Genomic DNA, 17,057 nt, shown 5'->3' with positions numbered 1-17,057 from the left:
GAAGCGATTCAAGAATCCTACATCATAGTATACTACTGAAAACAATGATGGATAATGCAACGTCAATCAAGCACAATCACCCATGAGGAATAAAATGCTTGTACTCGGTATTCACGATGCACATAATGCGTCCGTATGTTTGGTGGATCACGGAAAAATAGTGTTCGCCTTACAGGAAGAACGAATAAATCGTATAAAGAATTACGCCGGCTTTCCACGGGAAAGTATACGTGAGACCATGAATTACGCCGGGATAACACCGGCGTCGATAGACCTCATCGTGTTTTCCGGAACGGAATACAATCAATACATGACGAATGTCACCTCCAAAAAACTCTATGCGAAAAGAACGGGGGTCATTAAGACGATACGGAACGTACTGGGACGGGTTGGTCTCCTACAGAAGATTAAAAGGAGCATACTGAACAGAAAGCTGTATACACTGCGAATGGCCAATTTGAAATCCTTGGATCTTGACAACAAGCCGGTTGAGTTCATCGATCATCACATGTGTCACGCCGCCGCGGCGTATCATGGAATGGGCATATATAACGAAGATGTGCTTGTTCTGACGTGCGATGGGGCGGGTGATGTCAGCTCCGCAACCGTCAACATCGGAAGAAACGGGAAGATCAAAAAACTGTTTTCCATGTCCCCGTACGAATCCCTCGGCTATATTTACTCGACGGTAACATACCTGATGGGCATGACCCCCCTGGAGCATGAATACAAAATCATGGGGATGGCTCCATACAGCAGCGAAAAATACTATTCCGATCTCAAGCGGGATTTTGAAAACATCCTTATTCACCATTCGGGTCCGGAACCCATCTGGAAACGCGGCTCATCGATACCGCGAATGTTCTCGGGCAACAAGTTATTTCAAAAAATCATCAAACAACAACGATTCGACACCATCGCCGGCGCTATACAATCATATTTTGAAGACTTTCTCAGCGAATGGGTGAAAAAGGCGATCGCCTACACCAATATTCATACGGTCGCCCTGGGGGGCGGGGTGTTTATGAATGTCAAGGCGAATATGATAATCTCCGAATTGCCGGAGGTCGAGAAGCTGTTCATTTATCCCTCGTGCGGCGACGAGACAAATTCAATCGGCGCGGCGTTGTACGCATGGGGTGCGCACAACGATCCCGAGGAGATCCCGCCGTTGGGCGATTTCTACCTGGGACCGAATTTTTCAGATAAAGACGTGGAAAAAAAGGTGGAGACATATTCCTTCGAATCAGACATATCCATCACACGTGTCGAAAATCCCGAAGTCGCCGCCGCCAGGTTACTGGCGGAAGGCCAGGTCGTCGCACGCTTTTCGGGAAGAGAAGAATTCGGCGCGCGGGCGCTGGGAAACAGGTCGATTCTCGCCGACCCCAAAAATCCCTGGGTCATCCGGGTGATCAACGAGATGATCAAGCTGCGCGATTTCTGGATGCCCTTTGCCTGCTCAATATTGGAAGAAGACGAACGTACATATCTGAAAAACGACGCCGGGATCGAAGCCCCCTATATGATCATCACGTTTGACACAACGGATCGATTTCCCGAGATAATCGCCGGGATTCACCCGCAGGATTTCACCGTTCGCCCCCAAATTGTACACAAAAAGCACAATCCCGCGTATCATGCACTCATTTCACATTTTAAAAGCCTAACCGGACGAGGTGCGGTCTTAAACACAAGCTTCAACCTTCATGGGTATCCCATCGTGCATTACCCTGAAGACGCCATGTATGTGTTCGACAACTCCGAAATACAGCACCTCATGATCAACAATGTTCTGATTTCGAAAAAGAGCATTGATACATCCACCCATTTTTCGAAGATACTTGACACGTACAATTCATTCAAAGCGTGATATTGTGAAGCCCACGGTATCGATCCGTAATCTTGTGAAGAGCTCTTCTCCGCGTTGGGGTCATATCATCAGAGACGGCTTCATTGCGGAACACGACGGGATTGAAACCAACTGAGATGCCGTGGCGGCCGTCCCGTCGCATCGATGCCAAAAAGAGCATGAAGGCCTTCGAGATGATCGGATGAAAAATATTCACGATGCTGAAGGCGGAGGATATATATCTCAAAAAAAGCGGTTATCATCGTGACCGCCCGGGCGTGACTTTCCGATTTTCCATGCCTCCCAGTGGAAAGACATGAGCTAAAATACGTGAGACGTCGGATTATCCTGAAACCGTTATCGACGCGAACACCGGTGATGTACGGATGACCCGGAGGCGGGAGAATCCATCTCCTTGATTGATGTATATCGACAATTTCAGCATTACAGGAAACACAGAGAATCATTCAATCCATGATAAAAGTGCTCATCATCGCCTACTGGTATCCTCCGCTCAACGTCATCGGATCGGTCAGGGCGCTGAAGCTTTCACGGTATTTCCCGGAATACGATATTACACCGGTGGTCTTCACGACGGAGACCGGGACCTTCGAAAAGAGCGACTTCTATGATCCGGGGATGGAGATCCCGAACATCACCGTGTACAGGACGAAAACCCTGGACACCTCCCAACTACTCAAGACGATCATCGGATTTTTCCTCCCCGGCTCCGTCGGTTCGATGAAAAAGTCCGCCGCCGTCGGGCAGTCCCGCATGTCCCGTATCTACCACAATATCTTCTCCCTGCCCGACACCCAGCTGGGATGGTGTCTCCTCTCCCGCAGAAAACTTCTGAAAATATGCAGGAAAGAGAACATTCAACTCATCATTTCAACCGCGCCGCCGTTCTCCGGCCACCTTTTGGCGTCGTACATTCGAAAGAAGACGGGCATCCCCTGGATCGCCGATTTCAGGGATCTCTGGTCAAACAGCAACCTGAACTACGCGAAATCCGGGCTCTTCGCCCGCATCGATCGCCGTCTCGAGGTATCATCGATACGAAGAAGCGACAAAATCGTGTCGGTGACCGCCCCATACGCCCGTCTGCTCTCGGATCTCCACAACAGGGACGTTACGGTCATCACCAACGGATTCGACGAGGACGATTATGCCGATACGGTCTCAAAGGACCGACGGTTCAGCATCGTCTATACCGGCATCATGTATCCGAAGTTTCGAGACCCGCACCTTCTCTTTATTGCCCTCCGGGAGCTTCTCGACGCGGAAGACCTGGAGGAGTCCGCCGTCGATATATCCTTCTACGGCAGGAGACTGGAATACGTCCATGACCTGATGGTACAATATGGGCTGGAGAAATGCGTTTCATTACATGGATATCTGCCTTCGGCGGAAATCAAGAAAAAGCAGATGGCGGCCCAGGTCCTTTTAATGATAGACTGGATGGGCGACTCCCCCGAGTCCCAGGGGGTCGGGGCCAAGATATATGAATACCTCGGCGCGGGAAGCACCATCCTGTGCCTGGGGAAATACCGGGGCGCCGTCGCGGAGATCCTCGAGGAGACCAATACCGGATTTTTCGTCACGACGGCGGGCGAGGTCAAAGAGGCGATACTCTCTTTATATCGGGACTACCGAAAGCACGGCGCGACGCCGTATGCGCCCGATGCCGAGGCCGTAAAAAAATATACATATCGGGAAGTAGCGGGACGATTCGCGGCACTGATCCACCGGATGGTGTCGGATCGATCATCAAACACACAATAGTTTTTCGTTGCCATGATTCTTATTATTGCCGGCGCACGACCGAATTTCATGAAAATCGCCCCCATCGTGTGGGAGTTCGAACGGCGGTCGTTCGCCGATTATAAGATCGTCCATACCGGGCAGCATTACGACTATGAAATGAGCCAGGCCTTTTTTGAGGACCTGTCTCTCGGCGAACCGGATTTCTTTTTAAACGTCGGCTCGGGCACCCATACCTACCAAACGGCCTCGGTGATGATCGCTCTCGAGGAAATCTGCACGGAGCTCAATCCGCACCTGATTATCGTCGTGGGAGACGTCAATTCGACCCTGGCATCCTCCCTGGTGGCTTCCAAGCAGCGTATCCCGCTGGCGCACGTGGAGGCCGGGCTACGGAGCTTCGACATGGCGATGCCCGAGGAGGTCAACCGCATTCTCACCGATCACGTGAGCGATTTTCTTCTGGTCTCCGAGCAATCCGGCATCGACAACCTGAAGCGTGAGGGAATACCGGACGACCGGGTGCACTTCGTCGGGAATATCATGATCGACTCCCTCAACAGAATACTCCCCAAGGCTCACAAAGAGAAGCCGACGGCCGGAGAATACATAGCGGCCACCATCCATCGTCCGTCCAACGTCGACGACGCCGCGTCCCTTTCAAAAATCATCGACCTGCTCAGCGACGCCGCGAAACATCACCCGGTCGTCATGCCGGCCCACCCGCGGACGAAAAAAAACCTGATCCTATTTGGACTCGAAAAACACTTCCTCCAAGAGCCGCGTTTCCCCGAATCCCCCGAGCCGGGAAACATCTACCTCGTGCCGCCCATCGGGTATGTCGGTTTCGTCGGCATGATGGCCGGGGCGCACTATGTCATCACCGACAGCGGCGGCATCCAGGAGGAGACGACCTTTCTCGGGATTCCATGCGTGACGCTCAGGGAGAATACGGAGCGTCCCGCCACGGTGGAAATCGGGACGAACACCGTCGTGGGGACGGACAAGGCGGCGTTTGGAGAAACCATAAAAAACATCCGCGAGGGAACCTACAAAACGGGGGGGCGTCCGCCCCTGTGGGACGGGAAAACCAGCGAGAGGGTATGTGATATTCTCCTCTCCGCATATTCCCCATAACCCCCTCGAAGCGATCCCATTACGCAGAAGGCCGATGTGTACCTGTGAAAACCCATACGCACGGCGGAGGGAATCTTCCCCGGCACATGCACACAACCACCCGTAACGAAAGCATTATGTCAAAAAAAAGTATTCTGTATATAAAATTATCGGACTCCCCCTTCATCACCGAGGACGAAAACATCCTCAAAGACGCATTCGAGGTAAACTCCTTTACCCTCAAAACGGCCCCCCGCCCTGCGTATGCCGTCAGTCTTTTAAAGATGACGCTCTGGCTGCTTTGTAACATCAGACACGCGCACGCCGTCTACGCCTTTTTCGTGAGCTGGTATTTGATCATCCCGGCTTTGTTGTGTCGAATCGCCGGGGTGCCCCTCGCGTTGAGTATCGGCGGTTTCGACGCCAATTGGCTGCCGGCATTGGCGTACGGCGTCTATCATAAGAGGATTTCCCGCTCCCTGTGCGGTTTCGTCTACCGTTCCGCCTCCCTCATCATACCCGTCCATGCGTCGTTGGTACGAGTGGAAAACAGATACAGCGAATACAATACCGTGAAAGAAGGCATCCTGAACCTTTTTGACGGCATCAGGGGGCGCATAGTCGTCATCCCGTCCGGATTTGATACGGACTTCTGGTCGCCCGGCGATACGGAAAAGGAGCGTGTCGTTCTCACCGTCGGGAATATAAAGACCGGGTTGAATTACGAGCTGAAGGCCATGGCGGACTTCGTCGAAGCCGCCCGCAGGATCCCCGAATATCAATTCGTTCACATCGGGGATTACGATCCGCACCTCTTCGATCAACTGGTCGCGGAGCCGCCGGGCAACCTGACGCTCCTCGGTTTTGTGAATCACGAAGAGCTCCTGTCGCAGCTCAGGCGATCGAAGGTATATACGCAGCTTTCGGTGAGCGAAGGCCTGCCGAATTCGCTCATTCAGGCGATGCTCTGCGGCTGTATCCCGGTGGGGAGCGCGGTCAACGGCATCCCGGATATCATCGGAGACGCCGGTTTCGTCGTCGAAAGAAGGGATGCGGTTGCCGTCAAAACGGCGATCAGGGATGCGATGAACTCCGCCCTCGCCCCGAGGGCCAGGGAGCGGGCCGCAAATCGGTATGCGATTGCCATCCGACGAAACGAGCTGGTGCGCGTCTTCGGTGAGCTCACCTCCCCACCCGACGGAACCCGCCTTCATTCAAAAAAGAGTTGATGGAAAAAGGGGGCGAAACAGATTTATGGCTCCGAGCGCTGCGGCAAAGCGCCCCAGACGGAGGATGAAACCACACCGCTCCCTGAAACCGACCCGATCCCGGAGAAGGGGGCGGCGTAACCGCGCGGCGGATCCCCCGGTTCGACCAAGAATGCAATAAAAACGGGTAAAAGGCTGGTTGGATTGGGAAACGGCGGTATGATAAAAAAACGGCGTGTGATGACGGCCGTATCCCCGCCGCCGACGCCTCGGGAGGCCCGATCGCCGCAACGGTGAGTCACACTCAAAAGAAACAGGGGCCCTAAAACTCTACAGATCGGCGATACCCACCCCGGCTCCGGTCACTTCTTTCTCATTGTTATCTTCCGGGCCGGAACTCCACCATACAGCGCATAGGGGACGACATCTTTCGTGACGACCGCCCCCGCCGCGATAATGGAATGTTTTCCGATGTCGACATCCCTCGTGACAACACAATTCGCGGAGATCCACACCCCCTCCGAAACGGTGATCGTCCCCCCGGCATGCCCCTGCATTTTTATGGGAACGTCGATGCTGCGGTGTTCATGATCGCTGGCCCTTAAAACCGTGTTCTGGCCGATGATGACATCGTCGCCCAGGACGATTTTTCCGCCGTCCGCCGCCCCGATCGTCACGTTTGCATTTATGCTGATGTTGCTGCCGAGGATGATTTCTCCGTCATGGGCGTAGAGCGACGAATACTTCATGATCGAGACGTTCTCACCGAATTCGATATTCTCTATGCCCGTTATCTCCACGCCGATCCCGATCCTGATCCCCCCGCCGCACGTTCTCGATTTTCTCTTGATATATGCGGACCTCAGCCTCTCGCCGGTCCCGCCCGGGAAGAAAGCGAGGGCGAATTTCGCCGCATGTTTCAGTTCCTGGATAAAAAATCTCACTGTGCCGTCGCTCTTCCTTGTCGCCGTCCGATAAAACGTATTGATTCCCCCTTCCAAGGGGAAACAGCTCTCACGCAACCTGCGCCATGCACATGCTGAATGAGCTCAGCAGGTTGCTCGACAAAAATCGCTGCAGCTCGCCCATGGCCGCCTCGTCAAGCGTGCGCATCATGTATCGAAGGAACGGGTCCTTCACCTTCTCTTTCTTTTTATTTACCAGCTCCACATCGAGCTTTCCCGGCGTGGTCATCGAGAGCACGGTGAAGCCGGCGCGCTCAAGCAGCAGCGGGAGCGATTCGATATTGAAAATCGTGACATGCTGGGGAGGATGAATGCTGTCGGACTCCTCCCAGAGGAGGGAAAGATCGAAACCGAGATTGTTCAAAAACGTCACAACAAAGATATCGCCCGAAGAAAGCACGGCGCGAACCGCCCTGAGGAACGTCAACGGGTCGAACAGGTGTTCCAATATCTCGAAACACATCGCCACGGCATAGCCGTCGGCGCGATTCGGCATGTCCTGCGGGACGACGTCTTCCATAAATTTCTCGACGACGAACAACCCGTTTTCCCGCGCCATCTCCGCCAGCCCGTGGGACGGTTCAATGACGACGAACGACGCATGCGGAGAGAGCTTTCTCATTTCATCGCACATGATGCCGTGTCCGCCGCCGATGTCGTACACGTTCGAACAGTCACCCGCATATTCAGAACACATGTCATGAACCATTTTCGCTCTGGGGACGAAAATTTTCTCCCTCCTGGCATCCCACATGTTCCGATAGAATTTCGTCCAAAAAAGACTGGACGGGGCGCTGCCGTAATACCGCATGAGGGGGCTTCTCGACGGCCGGGGAGACACATAGAGGGTGCGACACTCCCGACAGTGCACATACGTAAATGCGTGTTTCTCGAATTCTCCCGCCCTCTCCTTGCCGCCGCATGCGGGACAGGTGACATGCACGAAATCATCATCCGAAAAAAAATCCGTGCTGTCCTTGACCGCGAGTTCCAGGTATTCCTTGAACAAATCGTCGGGACGTATATCCTTTTCCTTCATATTGCGCCTTCAGCTTCTTTTACGCACATGCCGAGACAAACGACGGCTTTCCCGGCTATCCCCACCCCCCCCGTACGGCTCCCGCGACGGGTTTTTTTCGGCGGGTGCGGGTTCTTCCGTAAGGATTACCCGCCATGAAATATCGTGTGATTCGGCATTTCGTCCGGCGTTATACCATTATCGGGAGATGAACATACGCGGACAACGCATACCACATCCTGTATCATTTCCCTACAGGTCGATAACGGCGATTATCGTATCGCAACGCCACAATTCCTTCAGCCGCTCCCTGTAGATCCCGTCCAAATCCTCCCCGAAGATCTCCGAGTACTTCCCCAGTCCCCCCGGCTTCCCATGGTGCATCCATGTCATGTGATTCGACAGATCATATCTCTGCTCCGGAAGCAGCTCAAACGGCCTGTTCAATTGTGACAACACCCGCCGCAGGCTGTCCGGAGTGAAGTACCAGTGGTGAACGACGGACCAGTAGAACTTGTCGAATGCGTCGATGTTATACGTTTCGATCAACGGCTCGGTCGCGGACGGCACCTCGAAAATCATCTTCCCGCCCTTTTTCCCCAGCTTTGCGACATCCTCAAGAAACATGACCGGATTTCTGATATGTTCGAGAACATAGTAGTGGATTATCAGGTCGAATTGATCTTTTTTTGAGGCGACGAGACCTTCAAAGTCATTAAAAACCTCTATGCCGAGGGCGCGGGTATACTCCCCGTATACTTTCGAGGGCTCGATACCGTATACGTCCATACCCCTTTTCTTCATCTCGTCGAGCATGAATCCGCTGGAACACCCTATTTCGAGGAGCGTCCCGCCCGGCTTCACATATTCACCGAGCACTTTCATGCGCCGCGCGACTTCAGCACGATTCGCCTTGAAATGCCTGTCGGGGGCGGACCAGTCCTTATCACCGCCGGACCGTTCGCTCATAAATCCTTCAAAATCTTCCAGATAAAAGCGATCCTCCTCCTTCTCCGAGGGCACCGGATACAAATATATCATTCCACACTCATCGCAACGCCAGAAATGCTGGTCCTCGGTCCCTCCGTACACATAATGTCCCTTGATCGTCTGGCTTTTTGACGGTGCATCACAAAATCGACATCGAGGCGCTTTCAAGGATTCTCCTTATATATTTGAGTTGTTCTTTGAAGCCCACTGTATCATTGACTCCAGACCGTCCTTCAGAACCGTTTTCGGAGTAAATCCCAAAACAGTCTTGAGCTTTGTGATATCCGCATAGATGCCCTTTTGATCGCCGGGCGTTCCGGACGAGAATTCAATCCCTATATCGCCGCCCAGTCCATCCTTGATCAACAACAACAGCTTCTCCACCGTCGTCTTGACACCCGTACCCACGTTGAATACCTCGCCGACGGCTTTTTCGTTGGCAATCGTCGAAAGCGTTACGTCAACGACATCGTCTATATAAATGAAATCGCGGTACCGATCCGGGCTCCCCTTCACAACGACGTTCCCGGTCTCCAGCGCCTGGGCCAAGAAAATGCTGACCATCCCCTGGCGAAGATTGCTCATGTTCTGACCCGGGCCATACACGTTGAAATAACGGAGCGCCGTCGGCCTCAATCCCATTGTTTCATAGATTCGCATGTAGTGTTCGCTGGCAAGCTTTCCGACGCCGTAAAACGAAAGGGGATACGTCACGTGTTTTTCGTCGATGGCGGTATCCGCCACCGTGCCGTACACCGACATGCTGCTCGCATATATAAAGCGCGTGCATCCCGTCTCGAGCCCGTATGAGATCAGCCGAAGCGTCGACTCCGTATTTGTCGCAAGGTCATACGAAGGATTATCAAAGCTGATCTCCCCGGACGACTGCCCGGCAATATGTAGAATGGCGTCAAAACACTTTTTCCGCAGCTTTTCAATAACATCCGGGTCTTGGCAATTCCCCTGAATAAACGAGACTCCCTCAGGGATATTTTCCAGGAATCCGGTGGAGAGGTTGTCTATCGTGACAACTTCATTTCCCTCTGTGACAAGACGCCGCGCGATCGCGGATCCGATAAAACCCGCGGCGCCCGTAACCAAATAGCTTCCCATCAAACCACCCTTTCTCTCGGTACGGTATCGTGTTACCGGTTTTTGATATACTCTTTCATCAGCGGATCATGTTCCATCAGGGACTCGACGTTCTCCAGATCATCCCGCGTATCAACCGCGTATGTCTCCCTGTCCATCCGAATCATCTTGACCCTGTATCCGTGCTCCATCGCCCTGAGCATGTCCACGGATTCAACGATTTCCAGCGGCGTCGGCTCCAAATCGAGAAACGTCAGCAGAAAATCACGCTGAAAGGGAATGATGCACACCTGCTTGTTCATCGGGACGCTTTCGGCTCCCATCTTCCACGAGGGGATCGGCTCCCGCGAAAAGTACATGGCGAATCCCTGCCTGTCTATGACCACCTTTACTTCATTCGGATCATCCTGCTCCCGCCGGTTCATGAGCGGCGCGAATCCGTTTGAGATAACGATGCTCGAATCCTCGATCAGGGGAGATACGACCGCATCGATCATATCCGGGTAAATCATGGGCTCGTCGCCCTGGATCATCACCACGATATCTATCGACGAGCCGGTGTCCTCCTCGATTTTCAACACCGCCTCCGCGGTTCGATCGGTCGCCCTCTTATGATGGCTGCCCGTCATGACGACCTTCGCCCCGATTTCATTGGAGTAGTCGAAAATCTCCTGATCGCACGTGGCGATGTAGACGTCAGACAAAAGAGTGCTCATCTTCGATCTGAAGAAACAATGCCCGACCATCGGCATGCCGTGAATCTTTTCAAGAGGCTTGCCCGGAAATCTGCTTGAGCCCATACGGGTCGGGATGATTCCTATAATTCTCTTTTCCGCCATGTGTTTGTTCTGCCCCCTCTGTGTGTATGGTCTATTTCAGATCCTTCAGCGGTGAAAGCGCACCCTGAACGGCTTTCCCCAAAAATATCGTATCCAGGCCGTAACCGAGAAAACGATACCCTTCCTCGTATTTTTCGCGCAGCATGTCGGGATCGGGGTCCACCACGTGAAATCCCGGCATAATATGCGGCGATTTCCGGGAAACCTCCTTCACCCGATCCAGCGCGCGTTTCACGTTTTCATTTTCAAATTCCCCCGGCACGCCGAGAGAGCCCGAAAGATCGTACGGCCCGATAATGAAGCCGTCGACGCCGTCAACGGCAAGGATCTCTTCAAAATTGTTTACCGCGTCTATGTGCTCAATCTGAACGATGACGATCGAATTTTCCTGGTTCCATTTCAGATATTCGGAAAACCCGAATCCGTATTTTTGCGCCCGGGCCAAGCCCACACCCCGGGTGCCCCGCGGCGGATACTTCACCGCCGATACCGCCCTCTCCGCATCCGCGGCGGAATTCACCATGGGGACAACGACGCCATGCGCACCGGCGTCCATCACCCGCTTGATCAGGTTCGCACTGTTTTCACCCACACGCACCAGCGGCGCCGTACCCTTCAGTTCCATGACACGTATCAATGCCTGGGCGTCCGAAAGGGATATCGCACTATGCTCCATATCCACGACAAGCCAGTCAAAAGCGGATTCCGACATGATCTCCGCGATTGAAGGGTGCGACAGGGTAATCCACGAGCCCAATAGGAGCCGCCCGTCCTTGATTTTTTGTTTTATTCCGATATCTTTCATGAAAATCACAACCTCATGGTGGTATAAATTCGCCTCTTATTTACTTCTCAGCCGGTTATATGCGTTGCATTATATGGAGACAGTAAAAACCGGTCAAGCCTAAAAATCCGTTTTCCCGTTCCGTATCGTAAAATGCTCCGGGACGATCCATCGTACAAAAGGAAGACGGAGCATGCGTCCACCGTCTTTCCCCCCGATCGACGCTTTCCGCACCCGGACACCCTCTTTTTTACCGCTTTGCTCCTCTACCGCCGCCCCTGTTTTTTACCACCTCGATTATCATCCTGAGATCATCCCGTTTCAACCCCAGAACAGTCGGGCTGATGAACAAAAGCATCAGCGTAAACAGCGAATATATGAAACCGGAGGCGACGAAATCCAGGATTCTCCTGTCCCCGAATCCAAAGAGGCTATCAACCGCAAAAACGGCCGCAAGCGCAAGGACCACCAGGATGCCGACACAGGTGATCTGATGGCGGATATGACTCCAGAAGGAAAATCCGAGAATCCTCGCCACGAAATACAACAAAACATTGACCCCAAAGAACTGTACGCCGACCATCTTTATCGCAAGTCCCGTCGCCCCCGCATCAAGCCCCATCATTTCAGCAGGCGCCAGCATGAAATAGGTTACGGGCAGCCCGGCGAGTATAATCACCACCCTGATGTTTCGCATCTGACGGGTCCTGTCGGTGGCAAAGAAGACGGATGTCGTCATCTGTCCATACACCTGGAATATGGGATAAAAGGACATGATGATCACCGCCGCCAGGGCGTTTTTGTACTCCGCGCCCCCCAGCAGTTCTATCAATATGTCAGCCCGCACGGCGGAAAAACAGGTAAAATATGCGGTGACAGAAAACAGAAGGGGAACATACCTGTTGAAGTTGTAGCGTATCTGATTGTTATCATTGGAGGCGAAGGAAATGGAAAACTCCCTCATCAACAGAGGCGTCATTGCGCTGGTAAACATAAAAATGATCTCTCCGATCTTGAATGAGAGGCTGTAAAAGCCCTGCTCCACACTCCCGCCGAAGAGCTGCAGAATCCAGCGATCAAGGATACCAACGACAAAGCTTATTGTCGAAAACACGAAGATGGGATGGCTGTAATGATAAAATTCCGGGATATATTTTTTTAATTCCACCCTGCGGGTGACCAGGTTTCGCACACCCGATCCCTTGTTTCTCCATATTAGAAAAAGAAAACAACCTCCGAGAAAAAAGAACAGAAAATAGTGATAAAAGAAGAAATTCTCCAGGTTCAGCCACCCCACAACAAAGAGAATTAACACGAGAGTCGTAGCCACCACCCGCTGTATCATCCGGGCCACCTCCGACTGTGTCGTCAGGCCCCATGCGTCCATCATTTGGGTCATTATGGTAACAAACCAGCTCAAGATGCCGAACAAAAGCGCGGCATAAATATAAATGATATTCTGATCCGGCCAGATATGTTGATACGCCCTGCTGAGATGCGCCCCGAGAACAAAAAGGGCCATGACTGCGGAGAGAATGACGGAAAAGTAGAAATAGAAGGAAACAAGCCCATAATCATTCTGTCTCCGGGAGAGGTTCGTGTAGAAACAGGTGGAAGTGCCCATGTCCAGAAAACCGGAGACCTGGGTGAAGAAATTTGTCAGGAAGTTGAAATCACCATACGCCTTCGGACCGAGACCTTTCGGGACAATACCCATGGTGATCAGGCCGAGCAGGAACCCGACCAGGTTGGTGGAGAGCTTATAAAAATATCGTTTTCTGAGTGTATCCACGTTGTGAATTATTCAATGATTTTTTCAATTTTTCTCAGGGCGTTCTCTTTCACATTCTCCGTGCGTAAATAGTTGGAGCAGTATTCAGTATCCCTCTTTTTTTCGAGTTTCCCCTGAAAAAACCGTTCAATATGCTCTGTAACGTCTTTCACATCCGAAAAGAAATACACTCTTTTCCTGAGCATCTCCAATATCTTACCATCATAGGGAAACATGTCATCACCCATGAAAAATATCTCGGTGTCCAATCCGATCACTTCGATCAATGGAGTGGAGGGAAATTCGACCAAGACCGCCCTCGGCTTGTATTTTTCAAGGAATCTTGTAAGCGTAACATCTTGAATCGTCCGAATATTTTTTAGCCTTTTTAGGACCGGTAACACTGCGCAGTTGTCAAAATTGGATCCAGCGAGAGGTTTCACCACGATGTTGAGATCTTTGAGTGAATCCAAAAACTCCAATAATGCGATCTGTCTTTCAAGGAGCAAGTGAGGGAGAATTTTATTGAATCCGCCATGAAAAAAAGAGCTTGAAAACGTCATTGGGAAAAGAAGATCTATTTCTTCTCTTGGCGTGCGCCTGAGCGGTGAGTTATACCCAATAGGAACAATTTCGCATGTCACATTCCTTTCAGGATAGAGCCTCTGTAGATCATCGAAGGTAAAGCCGTAACTGAAAAAGTAACTGCACAAATCGAAGTCTAAATCGAAGTGCCACGTATTATATAACTCGCCGTACGAATAGCCGTGTTGACCGATTACTACGTCAATATTTTCAGACCTGAGGTATTCAAAGGCGATTGCCCCCACCTTATCCACCCGAGGCAGTCCCGAAATACCGAGGGAGATCGGGTGCTTTTTGTGCAATTCTCTCATGGCCAAGGCCGTTCCCAAAAACACATCACTGTTGCATATAAAATCCTCTTTAATATCTTTCAGAATAAGCCCTTCCAGTTGGGCGAATTCAGGCGATCTATAACACTTCTCAAAATCGAGCAGGCTGTTATAATTCACTCCGTTTTTCAACAGAGAGCGGACTTTTTTGTTATCCATCTCATCTTGAACATCCCGGAGTGTCAACATGTTATATTTTTCGGGCAGCGTGTCTTTTAAAAAATGGAGGTTGTATATCAAGTCGCAAAAAAGGGTCTTCTTCCTCCCGGATTTTATGCCGCCGATATGCCTGAGATATTCAATAATATTGCTGCGCAGCGTGGCCGCAAAAGCCCGAAAGCTTCTATTTTCATTACCGGCGGGAGAATACTCGTTTTCGATCGTCGTAAATTCGTGGTTTTCAAAAAAAATCTCGAGAATATACGATATATCCGAAGACGTATCCATCAAACTATTACAGACATATTTGTATGATTTTATATAATCAACATTATGTCTTTCGATACCCATTCTGAGGGAATGGATAAAACACATATAGCTCAAACACTGATGTTTTACCCTGTATTGATACCGAGCTGTAAACCAATTCATTTTAAGATCAAGGGGGCTGTTAATCAGCGGAGAAATATGCGTATCCAGATTGAGAACGATTTCGTCTATAAGGGCGGTCGCCTTCTCTTTGAAGGCAAAGCACTCCTCCGTACGGAGAAAACTACTGAGAGACATACAGTCAACTCCATACATCTCCTTCAGGAATACTTCAACAGATGGATGTGTCGAAACCAAGATGTTATCTGTATACAGGGTGTTTTCGACACAATGAATCGCGTCTTCAATCCCATGGATGATGACCATTGATCGCATACCGGATTTACCTTCCGTCTCTCTTGCCGTCCTCAGTTATTACCGCGTTCCACATGGCGCATGTTTCGTTTTTATCACCACGAGCCATACAGAGTATCGCTTTACCTGGGGGTTGTTTTATCGAAGCTTTTCGCCCATCGGAGATTTATCGACACCGATGGCTTTTTCCGCCTCTTTTTTTCATTCCCGTTTTTCAATCGTGGATGAATCCTACGTCCCTTCTTCCCTGAATGATTTAAGGAGCCCTTCGTTTCTGATAATATGCCTGTTCAGGTTATAAATTTCAGGATGATCGTCCAGAAAACGCTTGATCTGAAATTGATCAAAAGGCCTCTCGCCCTCCTTGTAAAGCGCATCAATGATTGACTCAACAACTTTGAAATCCACCTCCTCATCAACCGTAATGCGATACATACTGTCATCGGTTTCATTTTCCAACCGTACACTTCGAAAAAGATGTGGATTGCTTGTAATGTAGAGAGTGACGTGCTCCCTTTCGGATTTGTTCTTTGCCTCTCTATGAGCCTTTTGAAGGGCATGAACGGACATAATTTCAATATCCAACCCCTCTGCAAAAGAAGGCGCCGTTCCAATATACTCATAGTGTTCATTCTTGAATTTTTCAACGATAGCATCACAGAGATACGGGTCGATCAACGGACAATCCGCCGTAACACGTATCACCGTATCGATATCAAATTTCTTCGCCGCCTTGAAATATCTCTCCAACACGTCATCCTCGGAGCCGCGATAACAACATATCCCGCGTTTATTCGCAAAGGCCGCTATCGGATTATCGGCTTCGTTGGTGGTCGTCGCAATTACGATTCTGTCGACATTTCTACAATACGAGATACGCTCTACAAGATACTCAAGCAATGGTTTCCCGTTTACTTCCATCAATACCTTTCCCGGCAGTCGTGTGGAAGTCATCCTCGCCTGAATTACGGCTCCGATCATGTCCTATGTCTCTCCCTGCTGCTTCCATTGTGAAGGGTTTATGATTCGCTCATCGCATGTTTTACAAATTGCCTCGAGATGCCCCAACACATCTTCTCGGGGTTCGGATTTCCAAAATTCCCAGTTCTCCTGAACCTGCTCGGGAATCTCCGCACCGAATACAATTCGTGCCTGCGGCACCGACACCTTGAGAAAATCCAGGGCCATCTGTTTCGGGGATACGGAAAGCCTCTGTGACAACAACCGGATCTCCTCCACGATATGCCGTGCAAAGCTCATGTATTCCGGAAGTTCTTCCGGCTTCATCAGGATCAAGCCCTGGAGAAACACACTTCGCACATGAACCTCTTTCCCCAAAGACTCGGCCAGATCAAACACCCCTTCGTCGATGAAGCGCCGGTCCAGGATATTGGTCGGCACCTGGACGATTGAGATCCCGTCACTCATCAACGCCCTCAGGGCAAAATCCGGCGAGTAGACCGAAACCCCGATCTTTTCAACCCTGCCGGTGAAGAGCAACGATCGGATGACGTCCGAGAGTCCCCGGTCCAGAAGATCGATGCTCGCCTCCCGGTGAAAGAGCATACCGCCCATGACGTCGACGCCGAGTCGAGCCAGCGAGCCGTCAAGAGAATCCAGCATTGTTTTTGAGTCCAGATGATTCAAATCCGGGTGGAACTTGCTTATGACGCGCATCTTGTCCCGGCAGCCGATCTCTTTCAATGCGGCGCCGACCATCTTTTCGCTTACCCCGTAGGCCTGGGCGGTATCAATCGAAAAGATGCCCCTCCCGACGGCCTCCTGTATGACACGTACCGCCCGTGCGCGGTCAGGCTCGCGGTGCCTGTTTGCGATACCATAGGGATGCCCGATTTGGGCGGTACCGAGTATGAGAGATGACACATCGGCCATTATCTGTC

General features: G+C 51.3%; 14 protein-coding genes. 4 read left to right on the top strand and 10 right to left on the bottom strand.

Annotated elements, in window-relative coordinates:
- The first annotated feature begins 94 nt into the window (after positions 1 to 94).
- The 4 genes from JW885_07545 (at position 95) to JW885_07530 (ending at position 5,961) form a co-directional block, all read left to right on the top strand.
- The gene (locus JW885_07545; protein ID MBN1882010.1) at positions 95 to 1,873 is read left to right on the top strand and encodes a hypothetical protein; all 1,779 of its coding nucleotides are present in this window, start codon (positions 95 to 97) and stop codon (positions 1,871 to 1,873) included.
- Between the two features lie 453 nt (positions 1,874 to 2,326).
- Positions 2,327 to 3,637: a glycosyltransferase gene (locus JW885_07540; GenBank protein ID MBN1882009.1), complete on the top strand. Its 1,311-nt coding sequence runs from the start codon at positions 2,327 to 2,329 to the stop codon at positions 3,635 to 3,637.
- Between the two features lie 12 nt (positions 3,638 to 3,649).
- Positions 3,650 to 4,753: a UDP-N-acetylglucosamine 2-epimerase (non-hydrolyzing) gene (gene wecB / locus JW885_07535; protein MBN1882008.1), complete on the top strand. Its 1,104-nt coding sequence runs from the start codon at positions 3,650 to 3,652 to the stop codon at positions 4,751 to 4,753.
- A 116-nt stretch (positions 4,754 to 4,869) separates the two neighbouring features.
- Positions 4,870 to 5,961, top strand: coding sequence for a glycosyltransferase (locus JW885_07530; protein ID MBN1882007.1), 1,092 nt, complete (start codon positions 4,870 to 4,872; stop codon positions 5,959 to 5,961).
- 341 nt (positions 5,962 to 6,302) lie between these two features.
- Here JW885_07530 and JW885_07525 read toward each other — a convergent pair whose 3' ends face one another.
- The 10 genes from JW885_07525 to JW885_07480 form a co-directional block, all read right to left on the bottom strand.
- The gene (locus JW885_07525; GenBank protein MBN1882006.1) at positions 6,303 to 6,884 is read right to left on the bottom strand and encodes an acyltransferase; all 582 of its coding nucleotides are present in this window, start codon (positions 6,882 to 6,884) and stop codon (positions 6,303 to 6,305) included.
- A 70-nt stretch (positions 6,885 to 6,954) separates the two neighbouring features.
- Positions 6,955 to 7,944, bottom strand: coding sequence for a class I SAM-dependent methyltransferase (locus JW885_07520; protein ID MBN1882005.1), 990 nt, complete (start codon positions 7,942 to 7,944; stop codon positions 6,955 to 6,957).
- Between the two features lie 231 nt (positions 7,945 to 8,175).
- The gene (locus tag JW885_07515) at positions 8,176 to 8,964 is read right to left on the bottom strand and encodes a class I SAM-dependent methyltransferase (GenBank protein MBN1882004.1); all 789 of its coding nucleotides are present in this window, start codon (positions 8,962 to 8,964) and stop codon (positions 8,176 to 8,178) included.
- 126 nt (positions 8,965 to 9,090) lie between these two features.
- Positions 9,091 to 10,026 carry an NAD-dependent epimerase/dehydratase family protein gene (locus JW885_07510; protein MBN1882003.1) on the bottom strand — a complete coding sequence of 312 codons (936 nt, stop codon included), beginning with the start codon at positions 10,024 to 10,026 and terminating at the stop codon, positions 9,091 to 9,093.
- A gap of 32 nt (positions 10,027 to 10,058) precedes the next feature.
- Entirely contained in the window at positions 10,059 to 10,844 is a 786-nt protein-coding gene (locus tag JW885_07505; protein MBN1882002.1) for a 3-deoxy-manno-octulosonate cytidylyltransferase, read from the bottom strand.
- A gap of 31 nt (positions 10,845 to 10,875) precedes the next feature.
- The gene (locus JW885_07500) at positions 10,876 to 11,649 is read right to left on the bottom strand and encodes a 2,4-dihydroxyhept-2-ene-1,7-dioic acid aldolase (protein MBN1882001.1); all 774 of its coding nucleotides are present in this window, start codon (positions 11,647 to 11,649) and stop codon (positions 10,876 to 10,878) included.
- A gap of 229 nt (positions 11,650 to 11,878) precedes the next feature.
- The gene (locus JW885_07495) at positions 11,879 to 13,420 is read right to left on the bottom strand and encodes an oligosaccharide flippase family protein (protein MBN1882000.1); all 1,542 of its coding nucleotides are present in this window, start codon (positions 13,418 to 13,420) and stop codon (positions 11,879 to 11,881) included.
- 8 nt (positions 13,421 to 13,428) lie between these two features.
- On the bottom strand, positions 13,429 to 15,177 hold the full coding sequence (locus tag JW885_07490; protein ID MBN1881999.1) for a hypothetical protein: 1,749 nt from the start codon (positions 15,175 to 15,177) through the stop codon (positions 13,429 to 13,431).
- 210 nt (positions 15,178 to 15,387) lie between these two features.
- Positions 15,388 to 16,137, bottom strand: a complete 750-nt coding sequence (locus JW885_07485; GenBank protein MBN1881998.1) for a glycosyltransferase family protein — start codon at positions 16,135 to 16,137, stop codon at positions 15,388 to 15,390.
- A 3-nt stretch (positions 16,138 to 16,140) separates the two neighbouring features.
- Complete coding sequence (locus tag JW885_07480; GenBank protein ID MBN1881997.1) at positions 16,141 to 17,049, bottom strand: aldo/keto reductase; 909 nt, start codon at positions 17,047 to 17,049, stop codon at positions 16,141 to 16,143.
- Between the last annotated feature and the right edge of the window lie 8 nt (positions 17,050 to 17,057).

The sequence above is a fragment of the Candidatus Zymogenaceae bacterium genome, assembly GCA_016931225.1.
Lineage (GTDB): Bacteria > Desulfobacterota > Zymogenia > Zymogenales > Zymogenaceae > JAFGFE01.
Note: the sequence above shows the minus strand (reverse complement) of the source record. Positions and strands in the feature narration are given on the sequence as shown.